The organism is Ideonella sp., assembly GCF_041287625.1.
In the GTDB taxonomy this organism is placed as follows: Bacteria; Pseudomonadota; Gammaproteobacteria; order Burkholderiales; family Burkholderiaceae_C; genus Ideonella.
On the sequence record NZ_JBGGNH010000063.1, the window covers coordinates 1 to 24,670 of the forward strand.

General features: G+C 67.9%; 23 protein-coding genes. 16 read left to right on the forward strand and 7 right to left on the reverse strand.

Translation table 11 applies throughout. The features are described from left to right. The coding region (gene fusA / locus ACAH41_RS23105; protein WP_370538495.1) for an elongation factor G at positions 1 to 1,935 on the reverse strand (1,935 nt) is incomplete at its 3' end. A 181-nt stretch (positions 1,936 to 2,116) separates the two neighbouring features. Beyond that, positions 2,117 to 2,791 (reverse strand): TetR/AcrR family transcriptional regulator, encoded by a 675-nt coding sequence (locus tag ACAH41_RS23110; RefSeq protein WP_370538496.1) that lies wholly within the window; start codon positions 2,789 to 2,791, stop codon positions 2,117 to 2,119. Positions 2,792 to 2,981: 190 nt separating this feature from the next. Between ACAH41_RS23110 and ACAH41_RS23115 the strand changes: the two genes are divergently transcribed. The 4 genes from ACAH41_RS23115 to ACAH41_RS23130 all read left to right on the forward strand — a co-directional run bounded on the left by ACAH41_RS23115 (position 2,982) and on the right by ACAH41_RS23130 (position 8,221). After that, positions 2,982 to 4,541 carry a methyl-accepting chemotaxis protein gene (locus ACAH41_RS23115; RefSeq protein ID WP_370538497.1) on the forward strand — a complete coding sequence of 520 codons (1,560 nt, stop codon included), beginning with the start codon at positions 2,982 to 2,984 and terminating at the stop codon, positions 4,539 to 4,541. A 131-nt stretch (positions 4,542 to 4,672) separates the two neighbouring features. Further along, positions 4,673 to 6,016 carry a cytochrome c gene (locus ACAH41_RS23120; protein WP_370538498.1) on the forward strand — a complete coding sequence of 448 codons (1,344 nt, stop codon included), beginning with the start codon at positions 4,673 to 4,675 and terminating at the stop codon, positions 6,014 to 6,016. 10 nt (positions 6,017 to 6,026) lie between these two features. Further along, a complete protein-coding gene (locus ACAH41_RS23125; RefSeq protein WP_370538499.1) occupies positions 6,027 to 6,590 on the forward strand; it encodes a sugar dehydrogenase complex small subunit in 564 nt (187 codons plus the stop codon). Further along, a complete protein-coding gene (locus ACAH41_RS23130; protein ID WP_370538500.1) occupies positions 6,587 to 8,221 on the forward strand; it encodes a GMC family oxidoreductase in 1,635 nt (544 codons plus the stop codon). The genes ACAH41_RS23125 and ACAH41_RS23130 overlap by 4 nt, the downstream gene beginning before the upstream one ends. Before the next feature lie 48 nt (positions 8,222 to 8,269). Here ACAH41_RS23130 and ACAH41_RS23135 read toward each other — a convergent pair whose 3' ends face one another. Beyond that, complete coding sequence (locus ACAH41_RS23135; protein WP_370538501.1) at positions 8,270 to 8,659, reverse strand: 4a-hydroxytetrahydrobiopterin dehydratase; 390 nt, start codon at positions 8,657 to 8,659, stop codon at positions 8,270 to 8,272. 97 nt (positions 8,660 to 8,756) lie between these two features. Between ACAH41_RS23135 and ACAH41_RS23140 the strand changes: the two genes are divergently transcribed. The 7 genes from ACAH41_RS23140 (at position 8,757) to fae (ending at position 15,656) form a co-directional block, all read left to right on the forward strand. Continuing rightward, positions 8,757 to 9,902, forward strand: coding sequence for a beta-ribofuranosylaminobenzene 5'-phosphate synthase family protein (locus tag ACAH41_RS23140; RefSeq protein WP_370538502.1), 1,146 nt, complete (start codon positions 8,757 to 8,759; stop codon positions 9,900 to 9,902). A gap of 49 nt (positions 9,903 to 9,951) precedes the next feature. Continuing rightward, positions 9,952 to 10,887 carry an NAD(P)-dependent methylenetetrahydromethanopterin dehydrogenase gene (locus tag ACAH41_RS23145; RefSeq protein ID WP_370538503.1) on the forward strand — a complete coding sequence of 312 codons (936 nt, stop codon included), beginning with the start codon at positions 9,952 to 9,954 and terminating at the stop codon, positions 10,885 to 10,887. A 14-nt stretch (positions 10,888 to 10,901) separates the two neighbouring features. Continuing rightward, positions 10,902 to 12,044 (forward strand): ATP-grasp domain-containing protein, encoded by a 1,143-nt coding sequence (locus tag ACAH41_RS23150; RefSeq protein WP_370538504.1) that lies wholly within the window; start codon positions 10,902 to 10,904, stop codon positions 12,042 to 12,044. Next, on the forward strand, positions 12,041 to 13,045 hold the full coding sequence (mch, locus tag ACAH41_RS23155; protein ID WP_370538505.1) for a methenyltetrahydromethanopterin cyclohydrolase: 1,005 nt from the start codon (positions 12,041 to 12,043) through the stop codon (positions 13,043 to 13,045). The genes ACAH41_RS23150 and mch overlap by 4 nt, the downstream gene beginning before the upstream one ends. A gap of 83 nt (positions 13,046 to 13,128) precedes the next feature. Next, a complete protein-coding gene (locus ACAH41_RS23160; RefSeq protein WP_370538555.1) occupies positions 13,129 to 14,091 on the forward strand; it encodes a RimK family alpha-L-glutamate ligase in 963 nt (320 codons plus the stop codon). Continuing rightward, complete coding sequence (locus ACAH41_RS23165; RefSeq protein WP_370538506.1) at positions 14,088 to 15,005, forward strand: triphosphoribosyl-dephospho-CoA synthase; 918 nt, start codon at positions 14,088 to 14,090, stop codon at positions 15,003 to 15,005. The genes ACAH41_RS23160 and ACAH41_RS23165 overlap by 4 nt, the downstream gene beginning before the upstream one ends. A gap of 138 nt (positions 15,006 to 15,143) precedes the next feature. Then, positions 15,144 to 15,656 (forward strand): formaldehyde-activating enzyme, encoded by a 513-nt coding sequence (gene fae, locus ACAH41_RS23170; RefSeq protein ID WP_141289915.1) that lies wholly within the window; start codon positions 15,144 to 15,146, stop codon positions 15,654 to 15,656. Positions 15,657 to 15,780: 124 nt separating this feature from the next. Here the strand turns inward: fae and ACAH41_RS23175 are convergent, their stop codons facing one another. Continuing rightward, positions 15,781 to 16,251: a dihydroneopterin aldolase gene (locus ACAH41_RS23175; protein ID WP_370538507.1), complete on the reverse strand. Its 471-nt coding sequence runs from the start codon at positions 16,249 to 16,251 to the stop codon at positions 15,781 to 15,783. Between the two features lie 212 nt (positions 16,252 to 16,463). Here ACAH41_RS23175 and ACAH41_RS23180 point away from each other — a divergent pair, with 212 nt between their 5' ends. The 5 genes from ACAH41_RS23180 to ACAH41_RS23200 all read left to right on the forward strand — a co-directional run bounded on the left by ACAH41_RS23180 (position 16,464) and on the right by ACAH41_RS23200 (position 21,988). Next, a complete protein-coding gene (locus ACAH41_RS23180) occupies positions 16,464 to 18,506 on the forward strand; it encodes a sigma-54-dependent Fis family transcriptional regulator (protein ID WP_370538508.1) in 2,043 nt (680 codons plus the stop codon). A 186-nt stretch (positions 18,507 to 18,692) separates the two neighbouring features. Further along, entirely contained in the window at positions 18,693 to 19,265 is a 573-nt protein-coding gene (locus ACAH41_RS23185) for a flavoprotein (RefSeq protein ID WP_370538509.1), read from the forward strand. Next, positions 19,244 to 20,683 (forward strand): DUF6513 domain-containing protein, encoded by a 1,440-nt coding sequence (locus ACAH41_RS23190; protein WP_370538510.1) that lies wholly within the window; start codon positions 19,244 to 19,246, stop codon positions 20,681 to 20,683. Before ACAH41_RS23185 ends, ACAH41_RS23190 begins: the two co-directional genes overlap by 22 nt. Continuing rightward, positions 20,676 to 21,293: a DUF447 domain-containing protein gene (locus tag ACAH41_RS23195; RefSeq protein ID WP_370538511.1), complete on the forward strand. Its 618-nt coding sequence runs from the start codon at positions 20,676 to 20,678 to the stop codon at positions 21,291 to 21,293. The genes ACAH41_RS23190 and ACAH41_RS23195 overlap by 8 nt, the downstream gene beginning before the upstream one ends. Continuing rightward, positions 21,290 to 21,988, forward strand: a complete 699-nt coding sequence (locus ACAH41_RS23200; RefSeq protein WP_370538512.1) for a (5-formylfuran-3-yl)methyl phosphate synthase — start codon at positions 21,290 to 21,292, stop codon at positions 21,986 to 21,988. The genes ACAH41_RS23195 and ACAH41_RS23200 overlap by 4 nt, the downstream gene beginning before the upstream one ends. A gap of 27 nt (positions 21,989 to 22,015) precedes the next feature. Here ACAH41_RS23200 and ACAH41_RS23205 read toward each other — a convergent pair whose 3' ends face one another. The 3 genes from ACAH41_RS23205 to ACAH41_RS23215 are packed head-to-tail and all read right to left on the reverse strand — an operon-like array spanning position 22,016 to position 24,589. Further along, on the reverse strand, positions 22,016 to 22,615 hold the full coding sequence (locus tag ACAH41_RS23205) for an aspartate kinase (protein WP_370538513.1): 600 nt from the start codon (positions 22,613 to 22,615) through the stop codon (positions 22,016 to 22,018). After that, the gene (locus ACAH41_RS23210; protein WP_370538514.1) at positions 22,615 to 23,709 is read right to left on the reverse strand and encodes a hydantoinase/oxoprolinase family protein; all 1,095 of its coding nucleotides are present in this window, start codon (positions 23,707 to 23,709) and stop codon (positions 22,615 to 22,617) included. The genes ACAH41_RS23205 and ACAH41_RS23210 overlap by 1 nt, the downstream gene beginning before the upstream one ends. Then, positions 23,696 to 24,589: an ATP-grasp domain-containing protein gene (locus ACAH41_RS23215; protein WP_370538515.1), complete on the reverse strand. Its 894-nt coding sequence runs from the start codon at positions 24,587 to 24,589 to the stop codon at positions 23,696 to 23,698. Before ACAH41_RS23215 ends, ACAH41_RS23210 begins: the two co-directional genes overlap by 14 nt. Positions 24,590 to 24,670: the final 81 nt, after the last annotated feature.

Sequence of the window (24,670 nt, forward strand, 5' to 3'; positions counted from 1 at the left end):
ACCGACCATGTCGTCCATGCCCTGCACCATGCCGCGACGGCTGGACAGGTCGCCCATCACGTTGCCGGCGTAGTCCTCGGGCGTCTCGACTTCCACCGCCATCATCGGCTCCAGGATGACCGGCGACGCCTTGCGCATGCCATCCTTGAAGCCCATGGACGCGGCCATCTTGAACGCGTTTTCGTTCGAGTCCACTTCGTGGTACGAGCCGAAGGTCAGCGTGACCTTCACGTCCACCACCGGGAAGCCGGCCAGCACGCCGTTCGGCAGCGTGTCGATGAGGCCTTTCTCCACCGCGGGGATGAACTCGCGTGGCACCACGCCACCCTTGATCGCGTCCACGAACTCGAAGCCCTTGCCCGGCGCCTGCGGCTCGATCGTCAGCACCACGTGGCCGTACTGGCCCTTGCCGCCGGACTGGCGCACGAACTTGCCTTCCACATCGGAGACCGACTTGCGGATGGTTTCGCGGTAGGCCACCTGCGGCTTGCCGACGTTGGCTTCCACGCCGAATTCACGCTTCATGCGGTCGACGATGATTTCCAGGTGGAGCTCGCCCATGCCGGAAATGATGGTCTGGCCCGACTCTTCGTCGGTGCGCATGCGGAATGACGGGTCTTCCCGGGCGAGCCGGCCCAGCGCAATGCCCATCTTTTCCTGGTCGGCCTTGGTCTTGGGCTCGACAGCCTGCGAGATCACCGGCTCGGGGAAGACCATCTTCTCCAGCGTGATGATGGCGTCCGGGTCGCACAGCGTCTCGCCGGTCGTCACGTCCTTCAAGCCCACGCAGGCGGCAATGTCGCCGGCCAGGATTTCCGAGATTTCCTCGCGCTGGTTGGCATGCATCTGCAGGATGCGGCCAATGCGTTCCTTCTTGCCGCGGATCGGGTTGAAGACCGAGTCGCCAGACTTCAGCACGCCCGAATACACGCGCACGAAGGTCAGCTGGCCCACGTACGGGTCCGTCATCAGCTTGAAGGCCAGCGCGGCGAACTTCTCGCCGTCGTCTGCCTTGCGGACCACGTCCTTGTCGTCTTCGTCATGCCCCGGCACCGGCGGAATGTCCAGCGGCGAGGGCATGAAGTCGATCACCGCGTCCAGCATGCGCTGCACGCCCTTGTTCTTGAACGCGGTGCCGCACAGCATCGGCTGGATCTCGCCGGCGATGGTGCGCGCGCGCAGCGCCTGCGTGACCTCTTCTTCGCTCAGGTCGCCGCTTTCCAGGTACTTGTCCATCAGCGCCTCGCTGCTTTCGGCCGCAACCTCCAGCATCTTCTCGCGCCATTCCTGGGCCAGCTCGGCCAGCTCGGCGGGAATCTCTTCGTAGCTGAACTTCATGCCCTGGGACAGGTCGTCCCAGAGGATGGCCTTCATCTTGATCAGGTCCACCACGCCGCGGAACCCGTCCTCGGCGCCAATGGGAATGACCACCGGCACCGGGTTGGCCTTCAAGCGGTCGATCATCATCTGGCGCACGCGGAAGAAATCGGCCCCCACGCGGTCCATCTTGTTGACAAAGGCCAGGCGCGGCACCCGGTATTTGTTGGCCTGGCGCCAGACGGTTTCGCTTTGCGGCTGCACGCCGCCCACCGCGTCGTAAATCATCACCGCGCCGTCCAGCACGCGCATCGAACGCTCGACCTCGATCGTGAAGTCCACGTGGCCGGGCGTGTCGATGATGTTGATGCGGTGCTCCGGCCGGGCCAGGTCCATGCCTTTCCAGAAGCAGGTCGTGGCCGCCGAGGTGATGGTGATGCCACGCTCCTGCTCCTGCTCCATCCAGTCCATCGTCGCCGCGCCGTCATGCACCTCACCCAGCTTGTGGTTGATGCCGGTGTAGAACAGGATGCGCTCGGTGATGGTGGTCTTTCCCGCGTCGATGTGCGCGGAAATGCCGATGTTGCGGTAACGCTCGATGGGGGTTTTGCGGCTCACGGTGCGACCCTGGAAAGTTGGCCTTGGAGAGGTGTCTCGGGTCTGGCGGCCCGAAACGCTGGCTTCGGCCGTTTCGCGGGGGAGACGGCCGGGACACCAGTATGCCGACAGATGGCGCGTCGTGTCATGGCGGCCACGGTCATGCGGGCTTGCGCAGGCGGCGATGCCGATGAAACCCGGCTCAGCGGCGCGCGCGCTTTGCCGGCAAGGCCAGCCCTTGCTGTACCGTGCACTGGATGTCCCGCACCGTGCGTTCACGCAAGGCATCGCGGTCATGGAGTGGATAACGGGCCACGCCCAGCGACAGCAGCAGGTAGCCCAGCATCTGCGCCACCATCGCGTCGGTGCTGAGGCCCAGCGCCGCGTCGCTGGGAGGCGTGGCGGCGCAGGCGGCCACGCGCTCGCGCGTCAGCTTCACCATCTGCACGTAGACCGGCTGCTGCTCCATGTCCACCGTGTCTCCGCCCGCGGTCTGGCCGGCGGACATGTAGATCATGCGGAACTGGTCCGCGCGCTGCTCCCAGAAACCCAGGAAGCTGCGCACGTGGGCTTCCAGCAGCCTCAGCGGCGTGCGCCGCCCTTTCTTCACCGCCTGCAGCTCGGCCAGCAGCGCCTCGAAGATCTCCATCCACAGGCCTTCGAGCAAGGCCTGCTTGTTGGGGAAGTAGCTGTACAGCGCCATCGTGGAGAGCTTGAATTCCTGAGCCATGCGGCGCATCGACAGTGCGGCCAGGCCTTCGTCGCGGTAGATCAGGCGCGCACGTTCCAGCAGCGCGTGCTTGAGGGCCGCCATCTCGGCCGCGCTGCGGCGCAAGCGGACGGGTGCGGGCGGCTTGCGCAAGGGCTTGCTGCTCATTGGGGAGGGGGTGGACTCGGCCATTTGGGGTAGCCCCACACGGTAGTGCAAGCGCGATCTCGGCCAAATGGGCGAGAACCCCTGTGCTTTTATGGGGTTTCCACTATCGTACGCGTACAACAATATCGATTAGCAGGCATGCTTGTGACATTGCATGCCGGATCTGTCCTTCTGTATCGAGACCCACTTCATGCAATTCCTCCACCGCATTTCTGTCGGGGCCAAGCTGGGCCTGGCCTTTGCCGCTGTGCTGCTGATCACCGGTGCATTGGGCGTGCTGTCCATCGTGCAGCTGGGCCGGGTCAGCGACACCGCCAGCGACATGGCCGACAGCTGGATGCCCTCGATGCGTGCCGCGCAGACCGCCAGCCTGGAAGTGGCCCGGCTGCGCACCCGCGAGTACCGTTTCCTGCTGACCGACGAGGCGCAGCGCCCGGCCGTCATCGAGCAGTTGAAATCGGCCGCCGCGGCCGTCGAGCTGCAGCTGGCCAACTACGCCAGGCTGGTCCAGTCTGATGACGAGCGCAACCAGCTCACGCGCACGCAGGAAGACTGGGCCGCCTACCTGAACAGCGACCGGGCGATGCAGGACGCGATGGCCAGGGGCGACAAGGACCTGGCCAGCGAACAGCTGCTCAAGCGCGGCGTGCCCAGCTATGACGCGCTGCTGGCCAGCCTGAATCAGCTGACCAAGATGAACGCCGATGGCGCCGAGGCGGCCAATGACCTGGGCGACCGGATCTACGCCAGCAGCCGCTGGATGGTCATCGGCATGACGGTCGTCGCAGTGCTGCTGGGCGCGGGCCTGGCCTTTGTCATCACCCGCCTCATCACCCACCCGCTGGCCGACGCGGTGCGTCTGGCCGAGGCGGTCGCCCAGGGCGACCTGACGCGCAGCCTGCGCGTGGTCGGCCAGGACGAACTGGCCCAGTTGCAGGGCGCGCTGCTGCGCATGGTCGAGCGGCTGAAGTCCGTCGTGACCCAGGTGCGCAACGGCGTGGATTCCGTCTCCAGCGCCTCGTCGCAGATCGCCACCGGCAACCATGACCTGTCGGCCCGCACCGAGCAGACGGCGGCCAACCTGGAGGAAACTGCGTCCAGCATGGAAGAGTTGACGGGCACGGTGGGGCAGAGCGCCGACACGGCACGCCAGGCCAACCAGTTGGCCAGCTCCGCCGCCGAGGCGGCCGCACGTGGCGGCGCGGTGGTCGGTGGCGTCGTGCAGCGCATGCAGGAAATCAGCGATTCGTCCCGGAAGATCGCCGACATCATCGGCGTGATCGACGGCATCGCGTTCCAGACCAACATCCTCGCCTTGAACGCCGCGGTTGAGGCCGCCCGCGCAGGCGAGCAGGGCCGCGGCTTTGCGGTCGTCGCTTCCGAAGTGCGCTCGCTGGCGCAGCGTTCGGCCGAAGCGGCCAAGCAGATCAAGGGCCTGATCGCCAAGTCGGTCGAGACGGTGGAGGCCGGCTCTACCGACGTGGCCCAGGCTGGCCAGGTGATGGACGAAATCGTGACTGGCGTGCGGCGCGTCACCGACTTGATGGCCGAGATTGCCGCGGCGGCTTCCGAGCAGCGCGACGGCATTGGCCAGGTCAACCAGGCGGTGGCCAACCTCGACCAGATGACGCAGCAGAACGCGGCACTGGTCGAAGAGTCGACTGCTGCGTCTTCCTCGCTGCAGGAGCAGGCGCAGCGCCTGGCCGAGGTGGTGGCTGTCTTCAACGTGGGCACGCCAGCCAGGGTTTGAGTGGCATTGAAGGCCTGCCGGCGTGCAGGACGGGCGAAACAACAACAAGGTTCAACACGATGCGGTTCATCCGGTCAATTTTTACGGCCCCGCTCTTTTCCGGGGCTGCGGGGTGGGCGATGTGGGCCTGCATGGGCGCTGCCCATGCGCAGGCCGCTCCGCCAGACCAGGCGCTGATCGAGCAGGGCCGCAAGCTGGCAGTCGCTGCCGATTGCGCGGCCTGCCACACCACTCCCAAGGGTGGCGCGGCCTTCGCTGGCGGCTACCCCATTGCGTCGCCGCTGGGAACGATCTACGCGTCCAACATCACGCCGTCCAAGGCCGGCGGCATTGGTGACTACACGCTGGCCGACTTCCAGCGGGCGCTGCGCCAGGGCATTCGAAAGGACGGGGCGCATCTCTATCCCGCGATGCCGTACACCTCGTACACGCAGCTCAGTGACGCGGACACCAACGCGCTGTACGCCTACTTCATGCATGGCGTTGCCGCGGTCGACCAGAAGGCCCCCGAGACCGAGCTGCCGTTCCCGTTCAACGTGCGCCTCTCGATGGCTGCGTGGAACAGCATGTTCCTGAAGGACGAGCGCTTCGTGCCGGATGCCTCGAAAAGCGCCGAGGTGAACCGTGGCGCCTACCTGGCTGGCGCGCTCGCGCATTGCAGCGCCTGCCACACGCCACGCAATGCCTTGATGGCCGAGCAGATCGGCAAGTCGTTCCTGGCGGGCGGCTCGGTCGGCCCCTGGTTCGCACCCAACATCACGCCGGACACGGCCAGCGGCATTGGCGGCTGGACCGAGGCCGAGCTGGTGCAGTACCTGAAGACCGGCCGCGTGGACGGCAAGGCCCAGGCTGCCGGCCCGATGGCCGAGGCCATCGAGCACAGCCTGCAGCACCTGCCCGACGAGGACCTCAAGGCCATCGCGGTCTACCTCAGGCAGGCGCCGGCGGTGCACGGCGGTGAAGCCAAGCCGCGATATGCCTACGGCGAGCCATCGAAGGCCGAGGTCGAGATGCGCGGCTTGAAGGCCGGTGACGCCGGTGCCGACGCTGGCTGGCGCGTCTTCAGCGGCAGTTGCGCCCACTGCCACCAGGCCAACGGCGATGGCAACGGCCAGTACCCATCGCTGTTCCACAACACCGCCACCGGTGGCGACCGGCCGGACAACCTGATCGCCACCATCCTCTACGGCGTGGACCGCACGGTTCAGGGCCAGCCGCATTTCATGCCGGCCTTTGGCGACGGCGCCTCGTACGTGGACCGCCTGAGCGACCAGCAGATTGCGGACCTGAGCAACTACCTGCTGAGCCACCACGGCAACGCCGCGGTGAAGGTCAGCGCGAGCGAGGTGCAGACCTTGCGCGCTGGCGGCAAACCGCCGCTGCTGGCGATGGTGCGGCCGGCCATCCTGCCGAGCGGCGTCGTGCTGCTGTTGTTGTTGATCGTGCTGGTGGTCCGTCGCCGCCGCGCCCGCTAGGAGCCAAGCCATGAGTCCATCCGATCCAGACGGCTTCGAGCCCGTCCAGTTCCCCTTGTCCCGCCGCGCACTGATCGGCGGCGCTGCCATCGCAGGCGCTGCCTTTGCGCTCGGTGGCGCGGCCTTGCTCGGCACCAGCAATGCCTTTGCCGCGGCCGCGGCGAGCGCGGACTTCCTGCGCCTGTCCGAATTCCTGACCGGCGGCCAGCCGCTGGAGCCAGGCCTGGCCACGCGCTACCAGGCCGCGCTGGCGCGCCATGACGCCAAGTTCGGCGAGGCATGGTCCGCGCTGCAGCGCTACGTGGCCGACAGCAAGGAGACCAGCGTCGACAGCCTGCTGGCCCGCGCCGACCTGGGTGAGCCGCTGCGCAAGACCATCACGCAGATCGTCTCCGCCTGGTACCTCGGCATCGTCGGCAACGACGTCGACGCCGAGCTGATCAGCTACGCACAAGCCTTGATGTACCGGCCCACGCAAGACGTGCTGGTCATTCCCACCTACGGCGGCGGCCCCGACTCCTGGGGCCGGAAGCCGGCCGGGGTGGTGGCGCCAAGTACCGAGAAAGCAGCATGAGCAGCCAAGAATTTGATGCAGACCTGATCGTCATCGGATCGGGCGTGATGGGTGGGCTGATCGCCAGCCGGCTGGCTAAGGCTGGCAAGTCGGTGATCATCCTGGAAGCCGGGCCGCGTGTGCGCCGCGCCGAGATCGTCGAGACCTTCCGCAATTCGCCGGTCAAGCTCTCGCTGGCCAACACCAAGGCCCAGGGCGCCGGCTCGCCGTTCCCGAACCCGCCGCACATCCCGTCCACCTATGGCGACTACCTGCAGCAGACGGGGCCGGTGTCGTACCCCACCAAGTACCTGCGCGTGGTGGGCGGTACGACCTGGCACTTCGGCTCGGCGCTGTGGCGCATGATCCCCAACGACTTCAAGCTGAAGACGCTCTACGGCCGGGGCCGGGACTGGCCCATCGGCTACGACGAGCTGGAGCCGTATTACTGCGAAGCCGAGGCCGAGCTCGGTGTGTCGGGTGTGGATGGACAGGACGAAAGCGGCCATGGCGGCCAGGCCTGGCCGCCGCGCTCGAAGCCTTTCCCGATGAAGGGCCTGAACGAGCCGTATTTCATGACGCGCATGGCAGAGATGCTGGCGCCCGGCGGCTACAACCCGGTGATCGAACCCCACGGCCGAGCCACCCGGCCTTACGGCAACCGCCCGGTCTGCGCCGGCAACAACAACTGCAACCCGGTCTGCCCCATCGGCGCGAAGTACGACGGTTCGATGCACATCGACCTGGCCGAGCGGCATGGCGCCAGGCTACTGGACAACGCCGTTGTCTACAAGATCGAGCACGGGGCCGACAACAAGATCACCGCCGTCAACTACAAGCAGCCCGACGGTACTTCGCACCGCCTCACGGCACGCCATTTCGTGCTGGCGGCGTACGCGATCGAAGGCCCGAAGCTGCTGTTGATGTCGACCTCGGAGAAGTTCCCGAACGGCATTGCCAACTCCTCGGACCAGGTCGGCCGCAACCTGATGGGCCACACCGGCATCAGCGTCAACGCGATGATGAACGAGGACGTCTGGCCGGGCCAGGGGCCGACCGAGCTGCTGGTCTACCTGAACTACCGCGACGGCGAATTCCGCAAGGACATCCCGAGCTACAAGACCAAGTTCCGCAACACCGTGCCGACCTCGCAGATCGCCTCGGCGCTGCTGGCCAAGGGTGTGCTCGGCAGCAAGCTGGACGCCGAGATCCGCCGCCAGTCCGCGCGTTCGATCAACATCGCGGTGGACCTGGAAACCGAGGCCCAGCCGCAGAACCGCATCGTGCCGAGCAAGAAGCGTTTCGACGGCATCGGCCTGCCGGTGCCGGAGATCTACTACAGCGTCAACGACTACTGGAACGCCGGGCGCGACTTCGCGGTCAAGGACCTGACGCGCATGACCCAGTTGCTGAACGCCGACATCCTGAAGCTGGACACCAGCCACCAGGACCGCCAGCACATCATGGGCACCACCATCATGGGCGACGATCCGAAGGACTCTGTGGTCGATCGCGACTGCCGCACGCACGACCATCCGAACCTGTTCATCGCCGGCACCGGCGTGATGCCTTCGGCCTCCTGCATGAACCCGACGCTGACCGGCGCCGCGCTGAGCCTGCGCATCGCCGAGGCTTTGCTCAAGGAGATCTGAGCAAAGCCACACTGCGGCCAATCGCCGCAGCGCCGCAGGCCAGGACGGTCAGTCGTACTTCAGGTACTTGAAACGCGGATCGTCGGGCGTGCCTTGCAGCGCCGAACCCTCCGCGGCGCCCGGCTGCCACAGGACGACCTCCTCGATCTTCTTCGCGAGCTCGAAGTCCTTGTCGGTGATGCCCTTGGCGGCGTGGTTCATCAGCTTGACCGTGACGAAGGCATACGAGACGGTGAGGTCCGGATGGTGCCAGGCTGCTTCCGCGAGGTGGCCCACCGTGTTCACCACCATCAAGGTGCCTTTCCAGCCGCTGGTCTTGAACTTGCGGCGAATCCAGCCGTCTTCGAAGGACCACTTCGGCAACTCTTCGGACAAGCGTGCCGTGATCTCCTCCACGGTGTAGACCTCGTCTGCAGTCTGTTTGCGCCAGCTGGTCATGTCAGTCTCCCACGGAAAGAAGCAAGGGGACGGCCATGCTACCGCCCGTGGCGCCGCATGACACACTGTCCCTCTGGCGATACAGCGGGGCGGATCGGTGCCTGCCTCGCCGGGGCGGGTCGTCCCGAAGGCGCCAGGAACGGAGATTGCTCCTGGGTTGTCGCGCAGATGCCGTTTGACAGGGCGGCGCCTCACGATCATGGGCCATGCCGTTCTCGCCGTTCCGCCTCGGATGCACTTCGATCTCTCCAACACAGTCACGCTGAGGGCGCCGGGTCGCCTGCATCTGGGGTTTCTGGATCCATCTGGCTCACTGGGACGTCATTTCGGCAGCATCGGGTTGGTGATCGAAGGCTTCGAGACCGAGGTCGAAATCAGCGCTGCACTTGCGGATCGCATCACCGCCGACACGCCCGAAGGCGACACGCAGATGGCCCGCGCCGGCGCTTACCTTTACACGCTGCGCGAGCGCAGCGGCCGGCGTGAGCCGTTGCACCTGCGGCTGCTGCGGGTGCTGCCCGCGCATGGCGGATTCGGGTCCGGCACCCAGCTCGCGTTGGCGATTGCACGTGCATTCGCCCAGTGGCATCGGCTCGACGTGAGCACGCCCACGCTGGCGCACTGGCTGGGCCGCGGCCAGCGTTCCGGCATCGGCATCCACGGTTTCGACCAAGGAGGCCTGCTGGTCGACGGTGGGCCGACCGCGGATGGCCGGCCCGCACCTTTGCTCTCGCGCATCGCGCTGCCCCAGGCCTGGCGCATCGTCGTCGTGCAGGACGGACGCGAGCGCGGCCTGTCGGGCGGCGATGAGAAGGGCGCGATGGCCGGGCTCGCGGCCATGCCGGCCGAGCGTGCCGCCGAGATCTGCCACGAGGTGCTGATGCGCGTGCTGCCCGGCGCCGCCAGTGCCGAATTCGACGTCTTCGCGCGCGGCGTGTCACGCGTGCAGCAACTGCTGGGTGAACATTTCGCGCCGGCCCAGAACGGGTGTACCTACACCAGCGCCGCGGTCGGGCGCTTGATGGATTGGGTTGGCGCAAGTGCGCATCAGGCCGCGATCGGCCAGAGTTCCTGGGGCCCGACCGGGTTTGCCATTGTCGAATCGCAGGCGCATGCCGAGTCGCTCGAACGTGCCATGCGCTCGGCCGATCTGGTAGAACCCGGGCTGGTGCTGCGCATCGTCGCGCCGCGCAACCGTGGCGCCGAGATCACCGACCTTCGCGTGGCGCGGCGCGCGCGCTGAGCGAGCGCCATCCGTCCGCCCTTCTCATTCACGCCTACCGATTCAAGCCATGGAACGTCCCCGCATCCTCCACCTGTTCACGCCCGGGCGCCAGGCGAGCCCGTTCGACGTCAACATGGCGGCCGATGCCGGCTACCAGGTCATCACGCCTTACACCGATGTCGGTGTTGACGGGGTCACCGCGCTGACGCAGGACGCGATCTTCTCGCGCGGCCCGAAAGGGGTGTCGCGCACCGGCATCTTCATCGGTGGGCGCGATGCACTGCTCGCGGCCGACATGCTGGAACGCGCGAAGAGCGCAATGTTCAATCCCTTTGTCGTGTCGCTGATGGCCGACCCGAGCGGGGCCTACACCACTGCTGCTGCGATGTTGGCGTGCGTCGAGGCGGCCATGCAGCGTCACCACGGGGTGGACCTGAGCGGTCAAAACGTCCTGGTGCTTGGCGGCACGGGGCCGGTCGGCCGCATCGTCGCCGTGCTCGCGGCGCAGGCCGGCGCCAGCGTGCGCGTGGCCAGCCACAGCGGCCTGGAGGTCGCGCAAGCGGCAGCGCAAGAGACCGGCAAGCGCTTCGGCGTTGCGCTGCGCGGCGTGTCGGGCACGGGCGCCGAGGCCGTGCGCGCGGAGCTGGCCGAGTCGGCAGTCGTGCTCGCCTGTGCGGCGGCCGGCGTGCAGGTCGTGTCGACCGAAGACCTTGCGTTCGCGAAACGCCTGAAGGTTGCGGCCGACGTGAACGCGGTGGCGCCGGAGGGCATTGCCGGCGTCGGCGTGATGGACGATGCCAAGCCTCTGGCGGGTGTCGAGGGTGCGGTAGGGATCGGCGCGCTGGCGGTCGGCAATGTCAAATACCAGACCCAGCACCGCCTGCTGATGAGCATGCACCAGGGCAAGAAGGCGGTGGTGCTGAGCTTTCCGGAAGCGTTTGCTGCCGCGCGCGCGTTCCTCGCCGAGCAGGCCGCGCAATCCGCGTCCGAGCCGACCGCCTGAGGCGATCGCCCCCTGTGGCTGCGCTGCTGGCCGTCGCGGCCCTCTCTGCCCGCATGCTGGCCGAGGCGGCTGTGCTCGACGGCCATCAGGTCATCGCACTCGACTTGTTCGGCGACGCCGACACGCGGCGCGCCTCGCAGCGCTGGCAGCCGATCGGCGCGGCGGGTTCGGTTCAGATCGACGGAACACGCCTGCTCGATGCGCTGCAGGCGCTGGCGCGTAAGGGTGGGGACGAGGTCGTCGGCTGGATCCCTGGCAGCGGCTTCGAAGGGCAGCCCGACCTGCTCGATGCCGGGGCGCAGTTGCTGCCGCTGATTGGCACGCCGGCCGAGGCGGTGCGCCGCGTGCGTGATCCCGCCTTGTTCTTTGAGGTGCTCGAGGCGCATGGCATTGCGTACCCGCCGGTGCGGGCCGATGCCCCGGCCGACACCGATGGATGGCTGCTGAAGGACGCGCGCGCCAGTGGCGGCTGGCACATCCGCCACGCGCACACTGCCCGCGACGGCGCATCGGCCAGCGTCTGGCACTACTTCCAGCGCGCGATGCCGGGTGTCCCGATGTCGGCGACCTTCATCGCCAACGGCGACCGGGCGAGCCTGCTGGGCTTCAACGAACTGATCGTGCGACCCTTCGGCGCGCACCCGCACGTGTACTGCGGATGCATTGGGCCGGTGCCCGTGTCTGCAGACCTGGCGCAACGCGTCGGTGAGGCGGTGCAGTTGCTCACAGCGGAGTTCGGCCTGCGCGGCTGGTGCAGCCTTGATTTCATCCGCGGCGGCGGCGACAGCATCGGCGTGCTCGAAGTGAACCCTCGACCGCCAGCCAGCCTGCTGCTGTACGCGCAGCCTGGCCTGATCGACGCGCAACTGCGCGCCTGCCTGCAGGCCGAATTGCCGCCGCCAGCGGCGTTCGCGCCTCGGCACATCGCGGGCAGCGAGATCGTCTATGCCCGGCAGCCGTTGAAGATCGACGAGCGCTGCGCGCGTTATCTTGCAGGCCGGCCCGATGTGCACGACCTGCCGCTCGCAGGCGCATGCTTCGATGCCAGCGACCCGATCTGCAGCCTGAGCGCCGCAGGCGACACTGCCGAGCACGTCCGAGCCTTGCTTTTTGCAGCGCGCGATGCCGTGCTGCACACCCTGGAGAAACCGTCATGACCGATGCCCGTCCACCGCTGGCGACCTCGTCGCTGAGTGTCAACGACCTGACACGTCCGCTGGTCGAACGACTGCTCGCCGGCGCCGAGGCGCTCGAGCTGAACGTGGCGCGCTTCGACAACGGCACCTGCATCGTCGATGCCGGGATCGCGGCCCGCGGGAGTGTCACGGCCGGGCTGCTGATCGGCGAGATATGCATGGGCGGGCTCGGTCGGGTCGGCCTGCGCAGCGGCGCAGACGAGGGCTGGCCGACCTGGGTCGAGGTGCGCAGTTCGCAGCCCGTGCTGGCCTGCCTGGCCAGCCAGTACGCGGGCTGGAGCCTGGCAGCGAGCAAGGAGGAAACGGGCGGCAAGAAATTCTTTTCGCTCGGCTCGGGCCCTGCACGCGCGCTCGCCGCCAAGGAGGCCTTGTTTGCCGAACTCGGGTACCGCGACCGGTCTGACACCGGCGTGCTCGTGCTGGAGGTTGACCGGCCGCCTCCCCAGGTCGTGATCGACAAGCTGCTGCGCGACTGCAACCTGCGGGCCGACGCGCTGACCCTGATCCTGACCCCGACGACCAGCCTTGCAGGCACCACGCAGGTGGTTGCGCGCGTGCTTGAGGTCGCGCTGCACAAGGCGCACGAACTCGGCTACGCGCTTGGCAACATCGTCGAAGGCGTCGCCACTGCGCCGCTGCCGGCGCCCAGCCCTGACGGCGTCGTCGCGATGGGCCGCACCAACGATGCGATCCTGTACGGAGGGCGCGTCCACCTCAGTGTGCGCGGCGACGACGCCGCGGCGCGCCAGCTGGCGCTGCAACTGCCGTCGCGCAACTCGCGCGACTACGGGCGTTCGTTCGCCGACATTTTCAAAGAGGTCGAGTACGACTTCTACAAGATCGACGGCGCGCTGTTCGCACCGGCCGAGGTGTGGGTCAGCAACCTCGACAGCGGCAACACCTGGCATGCCGGCGCGTTGAACATGGCGCTGCTGCAAGGCCTGTGGCTGCAGGAGGCGTGATGAAGTTCCCTGCGGCAACGCAACCGGGGGCCGAGCGCCGGGCCGCTCCCAAGCCGGCCCGCATCCCCTCGGGGGATGGCCCGATGTACCCATCGGGCGAGGGGCTCCATGTCGCGATCATGACTGACGAGACCGGCTGGCACACGCGGCAGCTGCAGGCAGCGCTGCGTGCGCGCGGCGCGAGTGGGCGTTGCATCGACCTGGCCGATTGCCACATTGACACGACGCAGGCCTGGCACGGTCTCGTGATCCCCGGCTTCGGCCGCCACCTGCCCGATGCGGCGCTGGTGCGTGGCATCGCCGGCGGCAGCTTCGAGCAGGTCACCAAGCGGCTCGGCGTGCTGCATGCGCTGCGTGAACTCGGCGTGCCGGTCTACAACGACGCGCGTGCGATCGAACGCAGCGTCGACAAGTCCATGACCAGCCTGCTGCTGCACGCCGCGGACATCCCGACCCCACCGACCTGGGCGACCGAGTCGCTGGCCCAAGCCCGGCGCATCGCCATGCGTGAGGGCGCGGCCGGCCACGCGGTGGTGCTCAAGCCGCTGTTCGGATCGCAGGGCAAAGGCTTGCAACTTGTCGGCGATGTCGCCGGGGTTCACCATCCGGTTCCCGAACTCGGCGAGGCCTACGGTTCCCTGGCTTACATGCAGCGGTTTGTGCCTGCGACCGCGAACCCAGGGTTCGACTGGCGCGTCCTCGTCGTCGGCGGCCGCGCAGTCACTGCGATGCGGCGGGTCAGTGACGGATGGATCCACAACATTGCGCAAGGCGCGCGTTGCGAACCCGCTGAGCTGACGCCGCCGCTGGCCGCGCTGGCGGAACGCGCCGCAGCGGCGCTGGGCTTGGACTACGCCGGGGTGGACATGATCCCTTGCGCTGGCGGCGCCGTCCAGGTGCTCGAAGTCAACGGCGTGGCCGCGTGGCGGGGTCTGCAGCGTGTGACGGGCTTCAACATCGCACGCGCCATCGTTGACGATCTGCTGGACCGCAAGTTGGCCGCAGCGCGAGCCGACGGCATGGCGGGCGCGGGGCGGCGTGCGTGAAGCCGGCGCCCACGTCCACTGCAGCTCAGGCAACCGAGCGGGCCCGGGCCAGTTATCTCGTCGCCTGTGAACTGGATGTCGCGGTCCGCAAACCCGGCAACGTGAGCCGGCTGTCTGCAGGCCATGGCATGCAGGCGGCGTTGTTCAGTGACAGCGCGCGGGCGTCGGTCGGGCCGATGTTCCGGCCGGGCGCTCGCGTGGGTGATCGCATCGAGGCCGCGGTGGCCGCCAGCTGGGAAGCAGCAGGCTGCAACACCAACCTCGGCATCGTGCTGCTGTGTGCCCCCATCGCGCGCGCCATCGAGTTGCATCCGCAGGCCGAAGACGCGGCCGCGTTGCGTGCGGCAATCGAAGAAGTGTTGGCCGATCTCGACCTGGCCGACGCCCGCGCCGCCTATCGCGCCATCGCCCAGGCCCATCCTGGCGGGCTGGGCTCTGCCGCGGCTCAGGATGTCCATGACGTGCCGAGCATGGGCCTGCGCGCGGCGATGGCGCTGGCCGCCGATCGCGACAGCATCGCGCGCCAATACCGTGACGGGTATGACGAGCTGTTTGAACTCGGCGTTCCGGCCGCAGTCCTCGCACTGCCTGGCGGCGCTTTCACGCGGGACGGTCTGGCATCCCCGGCCGTCAGCGCAGCCGTCCAGCGCACCTACCTTGCATTTCTGGCCACGCTGCCCGATTCACACATTGTGCGGAAACACGGCGCGGCGCTGGCACACACTGTCATGCGCTCGGCGCAGCGCTGGCAGACGCGTGCATTGAACGGGGAGAACCTCGATGCCGATCCCGACTTCGTCGCCTGGGATCTCGAACTCAAGGCAGCCGGGCTGAACCCGGGGACCAGCGCCGATTTCACCGTGGCGGCGCTGTTCGTCGCGGGCCTCGTTGCGCAGGGGACCGCAGCGCGCTGACGGTGCGTGGCGGTCCCCGGCGGTTCCCGGCGCGAGGGCCCGGTGGATGGCACGGATCGTGATACGTACTGCGTCGCGCTGGTTGATTTGGCCGGTGTCGTGAATACCCTCAAGAACTGCTCACAGGAGACGGAAGAAATGGCAAAAATTGATCGCATGATGGTTGGCGAGTCGCTCGTTGGCGACGGCAACGAAGTGGCCCACATCGACCTGATCATCGGGCCGCGCGGTAGCGCTGCCGAGACGGCGTTTGCCAACGCCCTCACCAACAACAAGGACGGATTCACCTCGCTGCTCGCCGTGGTGGCGCCGAACCTGTTGACCAAGCCGCCGACGGTGATGTTCAACAAGGTCACCATCAAGGGTGCGAAGCAGGCCGTGCAAATGTTCGGCCCGGCTCAGCGCGGTGTCGCGATGGCGGTTGCCGATTCGGTCGAAGACGGCACGATTCCGGCAGACGAAGCCGACAACGTGTTCATCTGCGTTGGCGTTTTCATCCACTGGCTCGCCGAGGACGACACGAAGATCCAGGATTACAACTACCGTGCCGTTCGCGAGTCGATCCAGCGCGCTGTTGCGGGCTCCCCGACCGCGGCGGAAGTGGTCGCCAAGAAGGGCACGGCGGCACACCCGTTCGCTGCCCATTCCTGATCTCCGACGCTCACCTGGGCCGCTCGCGGTCCCAGTGAAAGCGCGCCACAACTGCCGTTGAGTCAGGGCGCACCATTGAAAAACGGCCGCTGAGCGGCCGTTTTTTTGTCCGGTTGATGGGTGGTCAGCGCTTGCCGGGGAGCATGCCGCTGGCGAGCAACTGGACCACGGCCGCGCTGTGCCCAGGGCGCCTGGCTTCGGGTTCGGGCGCAACGCGTTCGATCTGCACGCCGACCGCACTCACGTCCGCGAATTTGCGCGGCTTCACGACCTTGACGCGAACCCAGCGTGCGCCGAACTCGTCGATCAGGATTTCGGCGATCTTTTCGGCAAAGGCCTCGAGCAGCGTCAGGCGGTGCTCGACCAGCAGGCGGCGCAGCCGCTCGGTGACAACGCCGTAGTCGATCGTGTCGGCGATGTGGTCGGTGTCGCAGGCTCGGGCATGCGGCAGGCCGGCGTGCACATCGATCAACAGCGGCTGGGGGCAATGCAGCTCGGATTCGTGGATGCCGATCACCGTTTCGCCGACAAATCCCTCGATGAAGATCAGGTCCATGGCTTGCGGCGTGGCAGCCTGGGTTGTCGAAGCCCTCATGATGGGCAGGGAGAAGCTGTTGGACATGGTGGGGCCGCTGCGAAGCGCTGGTCGCCGCGAACCTGCGGCTGGGAAAAAATGCAAGCGGCGTGCCAATATGATCCCGCGACTTCGACTGCGCGGGTACTCGCGTTTCGCCCGGTTGTGCGGGGCCTGCACTTGGATGAGGATAGGGCCCTAGAGCCCAGGCGGCCTGAACATTTGGAGACAGAATGGGAACGTTGTTGCGGGAGACAGACCGTCACGCCGAACGGATCATGGTGATGGTGAAGAACGGGACACACGAGCCAGGCAACGACGCGATCATGCGTTCGTGGAGCCGGTGTGTGAACGAATACCGTCTTCACCCTGATCGCCCACGCACGCCGTCGGTGATCGATCGTGCCGCGCTCGAGAGCCGCTGCGAGCGCAAGGCCGATGTGATCGACTGCGCGCGCTATGAAATGACCACGCTCTACCAGCAACTGGCCGACGCCGACCTGGCGGTCCTGCTGACGGATACCGATGGCGTGATCATCCACATGGTTTCGTCGCCGGCGTTCAGCGCCGAGGTCGCGCCGCTCGGGCTGCGCACCGGAGGCCTGTGGAGCGAGGCCGAGGCCGGCACCAACGGCATGGGCACCTGCATCGCCGCGGCGGCACCGGTCGCGATCCGCCGCGAGGATCACTTCTTCACGCAGTTTTCGAACCTCACCTGCTCGGCCGTGCCGGTGTACGACCCCTCCGGGGAGATCGCTGCGGTGCTCGACGTGTCGAGCCGCTCGAAGCAGATGCAGCAACATCTGCTGGTACTGCTGGGCATGACCGCACGCATGATCGAGAACCGCCTGATCGACCAGCGCTTTCGCAACGCTCACCCACTTCACTTTCACAGTCGGCCAGAGTTCGTTTACACGCTGCACGAAGGCAAACTGGCTGTCGACGACGACGGCCACATCCTCGCGGCCAACCGCAGCGCGCTGTTCCAGCTCGGCCTGCAGTCCATGGATGAAATCCGTTCGCGCCGCATCGAGGACCTGTTCCAGACCTCGCTCGAAGACATGCTGCAGCGCAGCATGTCTTCGTCGTTCCACCCGGTCGTGACTTACCGGGCGAATGCAGCCCTGCGTTTCTTCGCCGTCGCGCGCCGTCCTGCCTCAAGTGCGACGGCAAATGTGCACCCGATCTCGGCGACCGCCGCTGCCGCGCTGGGCAACCCGACGCCGTCGCATGAGCGCAGGCCAACGCACCGGCCGGTCGCACTGCGCGCCGTGTCGCCCAGCCGCGCGACTTTCAAGGACCAGCGCCTGCTGGCGCATCTCGAAACCGCGCGCCGCGTGATCGCACGCCAGACCCCCGTGCTGCTGTGGGGCGAGACCGGTTCGGGCAAGGAGGTTTTCGCCCGCGCCACCCACGACGCCAGCCCTCACGCGGACGGTGCGTTCGTGGCGGTCAACTGCGCCAGCCTGCCCGAGACGCTGATCGAATCGGAACTGTTCGGCTACCGGGCCGGCGCCTTCACGGGCGCGCAGCGCTCCGGCCGGCGCGGCAAGATCCTGCAGGCCGACGGCGGCACCCTGTTCCTCGATGAAATTGCCGACATGCCGCTGGAGCTTCAGGCCCGCCTGCTGCGCGTGCTCGACGAACGCCAGGTCACGCCACTCGGCACCGAAGACACGCAGCCGGTGGACTTCCAGCTGATCAGCGGCAGCCACCAGAACCTGCCGGCCCTGGTGCGGGAAGGGCGCTTCCGAGAAGACCTGTACTACCGGCTCGCCGGCATCGAACTCGAACTGCCTGCGCTGCGCGAACGCAGCGACAAGCGCGAGCTGATCCACGACATGTTGAAGGCCGAGTCGGGTGGTGACAGCCGCCTGAGCGCCGACGCCGAGCGTCTGCTGATGGACTACCCGTGGCCTGGCAACATCCGCCAGCTGCGCCACGTCTTGCGCAGCGCGTCGGCGCTCGCCGACGGGCAGGCGATCACACGCGATCACCTGCCGGCGCTGATCCTGCATCCGGCGCCCATGTCTGCGCATGCCCATGCGCCAGTGCAGTTCGCCATGTCGGGCGACACGCCGGCCGGCGCCGAAGAAGACGCGCCGCAACCTGTCAAACTCAATCCGATCCAGGCCAACGAGCGGCAGGTGTTGCTGCAGATGCTGGAGCAGCACCGTTGGAACGTGAGCAATGTCGCCAAAGCGCTCGATGTCAGCCGCAACACCCTGTACCGAAAACTCCACAAGCTCCACATTGAGGTTTCGCATCCCGAGTAGATGGAGCCCCCGGCCCCGCGGGTACGCAGGGCCACCCCCCGAGGGGGTCGCCGGCCGCTTCGGGGCGGCCGGGCGCTGGCCGGCGGGGAGCCCCCTGGCGCGCGGGTACGCAGGGCCACCTTCCGAGGGCGGTGCCGGCCGCTTCGGAGCGGCCGGGCGCTGGCCGGCGCATGCTGGGGAGCGCTCATGTCTTCGGTAGAGCCGCGCTCCCGCTTCGCCTGGTGCATCACCGGCTCCGGCCACTTCCTGGAAGAGTCGCTTGCGCTCGCGGCGCGCTTGCCGCAGGTGGACCTGTTCCTGTCGGCCGCCGCTGAGGAAGTGCTGCCGATCTACAAGATCGGCCTGGACGAACTGCGTCCCGATTTCAGGATCTTCCGCGACAAGACTGCCAGCGCGGTGCCGGTCGGCACGCTGTATGAGAACGTGTATCACACCGTCGTCGTCGCGCCGGCCACGAGCAACACGGTCGCGAAGTGCGCGTTTGGCATCAGCGACACCTTGCCGACCAACATGTTCGCGCAGGCCGGCAAGCTCGGCATCCCGGGCATCGTGTTTGCATGCGACACCGAGCCGGTGGTCGTGACGCGCTCGCCGCACGATTGGGTCACGCTGCGGCCGAGGCGCATCGAGTTCGACAATGTCGATCGGCTGCGCGACATCGATTTCTGCCAGGTCGTGGCCTCGCCCGCCGAACTCGAAGCCGCGCTTGCCGCGCGCCTGAAAGAACTTTCGCTCGCATGGAACACATCGTCTTCCTGACTGGACGCCTCGCCGAGGCCAGCCTTCGGCGCGTTCTGGGCGGGATGGATGCGCTGCCGTTCAGCTGGGAGGTGCGTGAAATCGGGCTGCAGGTCGCCGCGCTGATGACGGCCGAGATGATCCAGCGCCGCGTGCCTGCGCCGCTCGGCGCTGACCGCATGATCGTGCCCGGCCGCTGCCGGGGCGACATGGCCGCGCTGACGCGCCACTACGGGATTCCGGTCGAGCGTGGCCCCGAGGAGCTGAAAGACCTGCCGCGCCACTTCAACCGCGCCGCCAAACCGATCGACCTGACCGAGTACGAGGTCGCGATCTTTGCCGAGATCGTCGACGCGCCGCAGCTCAGCGTGGCGCAGATCGTCGCGCGCGCCGGCGTGCTTGCGGCCGATGGCGCCGACGTGATCGACCTCGGCTGCCTGCCCGAAACGCCTTTCGATCACCTGGCCGAGAGCGTGCAGGCCTTGAAGGCGGCCGGCTTCACCGTCAGCGTCGATTCGATCAATGCCGACGAGCTGCTGCGCGGCGGCCGCGCAGGTGCCGACTACCTGCTGAGCCTGAACCTCGACACGCTGTGGGTGGCCGACGAGGTCGCGGCCACGCCGGTGCTGATCCCGCGCGTGCCCGCGGACGAAGCCTCGCTGTTCGAGGCTGTCGAGGCGATGCAGCGGCGCGGCCGGCCGTTCCTCGCCGACTCGATCCTCGATCCGATCCCGTTCGGGCTGACCGCCTCGATCGTGCGCTACCACCGCCTGCGCGAGCGCTTTCCCGATGCGCCCATCATGATGGGCGTGGGCAACCTGACCGAGCTCACCGAGGCCGACACCAGCGGCATCAACGCGCTGTTGTTCGGCATCGCGGCCGAGTTGAATGTCGCGGCCGTGCTGACGACGCAGGTCAGCGCGCATGCGCGCCGCGCGGTCCGCGAGGCCGATTGGGCGCGCCGCATCATGCATGCCGCCGCGCGTCACCAGACCTTGCCCAAGGGCATGAGCGGCGCACTGATGACGGTGCATGCCAAGCACCCGTTCCCTGACACGCCGCAGGAGATCGAACAGGTCGCCGCCCAGGTGAAGGACCCGAATTTCCGCGTGCAGGTGTCGGCGAGCGGCCTGCACGTCTACAACCGCGATGGCCTTCGCCTCGGCCAGGGCGCGTTTGAACTCTGGCCGCAGCTCAAGCTCGAGGGCGATGCCAGCCATGCGTTCTACATGGGCGTCGAACTCGCGCACGCCGAGATCGCCTGGCAACTGGGCAAGCGCTATGTGCAGGACCAGCCGCTGGACTGGGGCTGCGCGGTCGCGACCGATGCCGGCGACCTCAACGCCTGGTGTGCACCCGGCAGCACGATGACGACTGCGAAAACCGGCCGCGCGCGCGCCGCGGCTGCCGCTTCCCCGACCGACCCGAACAATGAATGACGTGATCTTTGAAACCGTGATCAGCACGGTCGCCCCTGATGGCGCGCCGCATGTCGCGCCCATGGGCATCCGCTACCGCCAGGCCGAGACCGGCAGCGACGTGATCCTGATGCCGTTCAAGCCGTCGACCACGCTGGCGAACATTGTCGCGAGCGGCCATGCGGTGCTCAACATCGTGACCGATGCGCGCGTCTTCGCCGGCTCGGTCACGGGACGCCGCCACTGGCCGGTGCGGCCGGCCGAACGCATCGAGGGCGTGCGGCTCGCCTGCGCGCTCAGCCACGTCGAGCTTGAACTCGCCGAACTGCAGGACGACGCGCAGCGCCCGGTGCTGCGCATGGCGCGCGTGTTCGAGGTGAGCCATGCGCCCTACATCGGCTTCAACCGCGCGCAGGCGGCGGTGATCGAAGGCGCGGTGCTGGTGAGCCGGTTGCACATGCTGGCCGCGGCGAAGGTGGATGCCGAGATGCGTTACCTGCAGATCGCGATCGACAAGACCGCCGGCCCCGAGGAGCACGAGGCCTGGGGCTGGCTGACCGAGGCCGTCGCTCGCCACCGTGCGGCGGCAGCCGATTCGACGCCCCCATCCTCCCAGGAGATGCGGCCATGATGCGCATGCTAGTCAGCGTTCGCGATGTGGCCGAGGCGCGCATCGCCGCGCGCGGCGGTGCGGATTTCATCGACCTCAAGGAGCCCCGCGACGGCGCACTTGGCGGTCTGCCAATCGATGCGATTGCGCAAGTCGTGCAGGCCTTGCAGGAGCAGGGCAGTCCGCTGCCCATCAGCGCCACGATTGGCGACCTGCCGATGAACGACTTGCCGGCGATCCTGGCGCGCGTCGAAGCGGTCGCCGCCTGCGGCGTCGATTACGTGAAGGTCGGCATCGAACGCGAGGTGGCCGCTGGCGCGGTGCTGGACGCGCTGGCCGCGACCGGCCACCGGATCATTCCGGTTTTCATTGCAGACCGCGGGCTCGACTTCGAGCAGGTCGCGCACGCGTGTGCGCTGAAGTTCCCCGGCATGATGGTCGACACGGCCGACAAACCCGCAGGCAGCTTGTTCGATCTGGTGTCCGGCGCCGATTTGCGGCGTTTCGTCGCCCGGGTTCGCGCCAGCGGCGCGCTGGTTGGCCTGGCCGGCGCGCTGCGCCATGCGCAACTCCCAGCCTTGCAGCAACTCGCGCCCGATTTCGCGGGCTTTCGCAGCGCGGTGTGCGCGGGCGACCGCAGCGGGGCGCTCGATCCTGAACGCCTGCGTGAGCTGGCCGCGCGGCTGCACGCTGCGCCGGCACCCGTGAGCGCCTGAGAAGAGGCCTGAGACGCCGGAATCGGTTCAACCGCCGAGGTCGCGCGTGCCGCCGAGCAACAGCGAGCGCATGCGCGGCAGTTCGTGCTTGGCCATGACCTCGATCGGGAATGCGGCGCCGCGCGCGCCGCCTTGGAAACTCTCGTCCAGCACGCCCGCCGCACCGAGTTGCGCCAGCGTCTGGGACCGGTCGATCTCGCACGACTTGATGACCACCAGGCGCTCCGCGTTCAGCTCATGCGCCAGATCGAGCGCGATGGTGTCGGAGGTGGCATCCCAGTTGGTTCGCGCATCCGGCGCGTCGCGCTGCAGCTCGAACGGCAGCCAGATCGCCGCGCGGCCCTTGTGCAGCACGCCGGCGATCTCGGCCTTGCTCGCGGCGAGCTGCAGCGCAGGGTTCATCGCGTGCAGCTGGTAGCCGGTTTGCACCATGGCCAGCACCGCCATGTTGTGCGCGGCCAGGTCGTTGAATTGCCACAGCGCCTGCGTGCGCCGCACTTCGTCGGCGAGGCCGCCGCCACCGCAGACGATGGTCACGCGCCCGCCGCCGAGCTTTGCGAGCAGGTCCAGCCAATTCGGCAGCGCCGGATCGGCCATGAGACTGCCACCGAGCTTGACGACCCACATCAGCGCAGCCCGGTGTCCAGCAGCGCGGCGACGGCGACCGCTGGGGCGCACACCTGGGCCCAGCGCGCGGCGGCGTCGGTGCCCGGCAAAGCGTCGGCGGCGATGCGCGCCACGTCGACGCCGTAACGCAGGTGTTCGCGGGTCGGGCCGGCTTGCGCGACCACGTCGGCGATGAGAAAGTCGCCGCAGCCCGCGCTCAGCGCCACCGCCGTGTCGGACAGGCTGTGTGCGGCCACCACCCTGCGCAACTGGCCTGCAAGCTCGTCGACCTGCCGTGCACGCCAGGTGTGGGCAAACGCGAGCCAGTCGTCCGAGCTGGCCTCGCGTGCATCGAGGCCGATCATCCGGGCCAGGCGCTTCTCGGTGGCCGTCCGGTCCTTGGGCGCGTTGTCGGCGGCCGCGTGCAAGTCATGCGCGGGGTCGAGTTCGCCGGTGAGCCGGTAGACATCGGCAGTGGTCGCGAAGAACTCGTTCATCACATTCATCTCCACACCTCGCCACGCGACGCGCGGCCCGAGCGCGCACAGCGGCGTGCGCACGGCGCCCTGGTAGACGAGTTCGCCGCTGGCCAGCCGCTGGGCATCGCTGCGGCTCGTGCCGAGCACGCGGCCGGCGCGGAAGGCGATCAGGTCGGTCGTCGTGCTGCCGATGTCGATCAGCACGCCTTCGTCGATGCACTGCGCGGCGTGCGACGCGGTCGCGCGCCAGTTGGCCGACGCGATGTGCGCCCAGTGCGCACCGACCTCTGCAGCCGCACACCACGAGTCCTCGCCGGTGAAGAAGCGCAAGGCAACCGCGGCCGATGGCGCCAGCGTGTCGGCCAAGGCCGTTGCGATGCGTTGCACGCCCTCTTCGCGGTGTTCGAACAAGTCGGTCATCTCGCCGGTCATCGTGACCGCGTGCGTTGCCGACACGAGCTGCGGCCAGCGGGCCCGCGCGATGTCCAGCACATGCACCAGGTGCTCGATGCCTTGCCAGAGCGGGCAGGCCCATTGCGCCACGTCGACGACGCGGCCACTCCGCATCAGGCAGGCCTTGACATGCGCGCCGCCGATGTCCCAGCCAACGATGTGAAGCGGTTCAGGCGAGGGCATGGGCAAGCTCCTGGTCATGCGCATCCAGCACCGCTGCCGCGACGTTGCGACCGAGGGTCGCCGACAAGCCCACATACGCCATCGTCGCGCGCGGGTTGATCTCGATCAGCACCGGTCCGCGCTGCGCGTGCCAGACCAGATCGATGCCGACGTACCCGCGCAGCCCGGGGAAGCTTCGGGCGAGCGCCTGGGCCCAGGTGCGCAGGGTTCCCATGCGCGCATCGGTGCCCTGCAGCGCATGGATCTGCACGCCTTCGAAGCTCACGGCCCCGAGCGCATCGACCGCGAGATGCTGCCGGTTCACGCTCAGCACCTCGGCGCCTCGCGCGCTGCAGAGCAGCGAGAGGCTGAACGGTTCGCCAGCGACCCAGGCTTCGAGCACCACGGTTTCGCCGCGCTCACGGCGAGCCGCCATGTCGTCGAGTGCTGCAGCGCGCGTGTTGTGCACGCGGGTGGCGACGGCGCCAGCGCCGTCGTCCGGCTTGACGACCCAGCGGCGCGTGGCCGGCGACGCTGCGAAGGCGAGCGGTGTCGTCACGCCGTGCTCGGCGGCATGCGCGATCGTGGCGCGTTTGCTCGAAGCGAGTGCGATTGCTGTGCCGTCGCAGCCCAGCCAGCGGCTGGCATCGACCGCGCGCTGCATCTGCGCCAGCACGCCGTCGGTCTCCGGCGCGATGACCCAGGTTCGCTCGTGTTGGCGCGACTGCTGCGCGACGAACTCGGCCGCGCCGATGGCGCGCTCGCCCGGGGCTCGCAGCGGTGCCGCAATCGGGGTCGCGCCTTGCGGCACATCCGTGGCATCCGTGGCATGTGGGCCAGTCGCGACCGAGACCGCACAATCGCCGCTGTGCAGCAGATCACGCGCCACCGCGTCGCGCATCTCGCGGCCAGCGGCGAGCAACTCTTCTGATGCCTCCGCTGTGCCGCCGGCGCTCAGGTGCTCGTAGACGAACACGCGCAT

Bases quoted from the DNA above. Each gene is read 5' to 3' on its own strand.
- ACAH41_RS23110 (WP_370538496.1), bottom strand. From the start codon at position 2,791: ATGAGCAGCAAGCCCTTGCGCAAGCCGCCCGCACCCGTCCGCTTGCGC.
- ACAH41_RS23115 (WP_370538497.1), top strand. From the start codon at position 2,982: ATGCAATTCCTCCACCGCATTTCTGTCGGGGCCAAGCTGGGCCTGGCC.
- ACAH41_RS23120 (WP_370538498.1), top strand. From the start codon at position 4,673: ATGGGCGCTGCCCATGCGCAGGCCGCTCCGCCAGACCAGGCGCTGATC.
- ACAH41_RS23125 (WP_370538499.1), top strand. From the start codon at position 6,027: ATGAGTCCATCCGATCCAGACGGCTTCGAGCCCGTCCAGTTCCCCTTG.
- ACAH41_RS23130 (WP_370538500.1), top strand. From the start codon at position 6,587: ATGAGCAGCCAAGAATTTGATGCAGACCTGATCGTCATCGGATCGGGC.
- ACAH41_RS23135 (WP_370538501.1), bottom strand. From the start codon at position 8,659: ATGACCAGCTGGCGCAAACAGACTGCAGACGAGGTCTACACCGTGGAG.
- ACAH41_RS23145 (WP_370538503.1), top strand. From the start codon at position 9,952: ATGGAACGTCCCCGCATCCTCCACCTGTTCACGCCCGGGCGCCAGGCG.
- mch (WP_370538505.1), top strand. From the start codon at position 12,041: ATGACCGATGCCCGTCCACCGCTGGCGACCTCGTCGCTGAGTGTCAAC.
- ACAH41_RS23160 (WP_370538555.1), top strand. From the start codon at position 13,129: ATGTACCCATCGGGCGAGGGGCTCCATGTCGCGATCATGACTGACGAG.
- fae (WP_141289915.1), top strand. From the start codon at position 15,144: ATGGCAAAAATTGATCGCATGATGGTTGGCGAGTCGCTCGTTGGCGAC.
- ACAH41_RS23175 (WP_370538507.1), bottom strand. From the start codon at position 16,251: ATGAGGGCTTCGACAACCCAGGCTGCCACGCCGCAAGCCATGGACCTG.
- ACAH41_RS23180 (WP_370538508.1), top strand. From the start codon at position 16,464: ATGGGAACGTTGTTGCGGGAGACAGACCGTCACGCCGAACGGATCATG.
- ACAH41_RS23185 (WP_370538509.1), top strand. From the start codon at position 18,693: ATGTCTTCGGTAGAGCCGCGCTCCCGCTTCGCCTGGTGCATCACCGGC.
- ACAH41_RS23190 (WP_370538510.1), top strand. From the start codon at position 19,244: ATGGAACACATCGTCTTCCTGACTGGACGCCTCGCCGAGGCCAGCCTT.
- ACAH41_RS23195 (WP_370538511.1), top strand. From the start codon at position 20,676: ATGAATGACGTGATCTTTGAAACCGTGATCAGCACGGTCGCCCCTGAT.
- ACAH41_RS23200 (WP_370538512.1), top strand. From the start codon at position 21,290: ATGATGCGCATGCTAGTCAGCGTTCGCGATGTGGCCGAGGCGCGCATC.
- ACAH41_RS23205 (WP_370538513.1), bottom strand. From the start codon at position 22,615: ATGTGGGTCGTCAAGCTCGGTGGCAGTCTCATGGCCGATCCGGCGCTG.
- ACAH41_RS23210 (WP_370538514.1), bottom strand. From the start codon at position 23,709: ATGCCCTCGCCTGAACCGCTTCACATCGTTGGCTGGGACATCGGCGGC.
- ACAH41_RS23215 (WP_370538515.1), bottom strand. From the start codon at position 24,589: ATGCGCGACGCGGTGGCGCGTGATCTGCTGCACAGCGGCGATTGTGCG.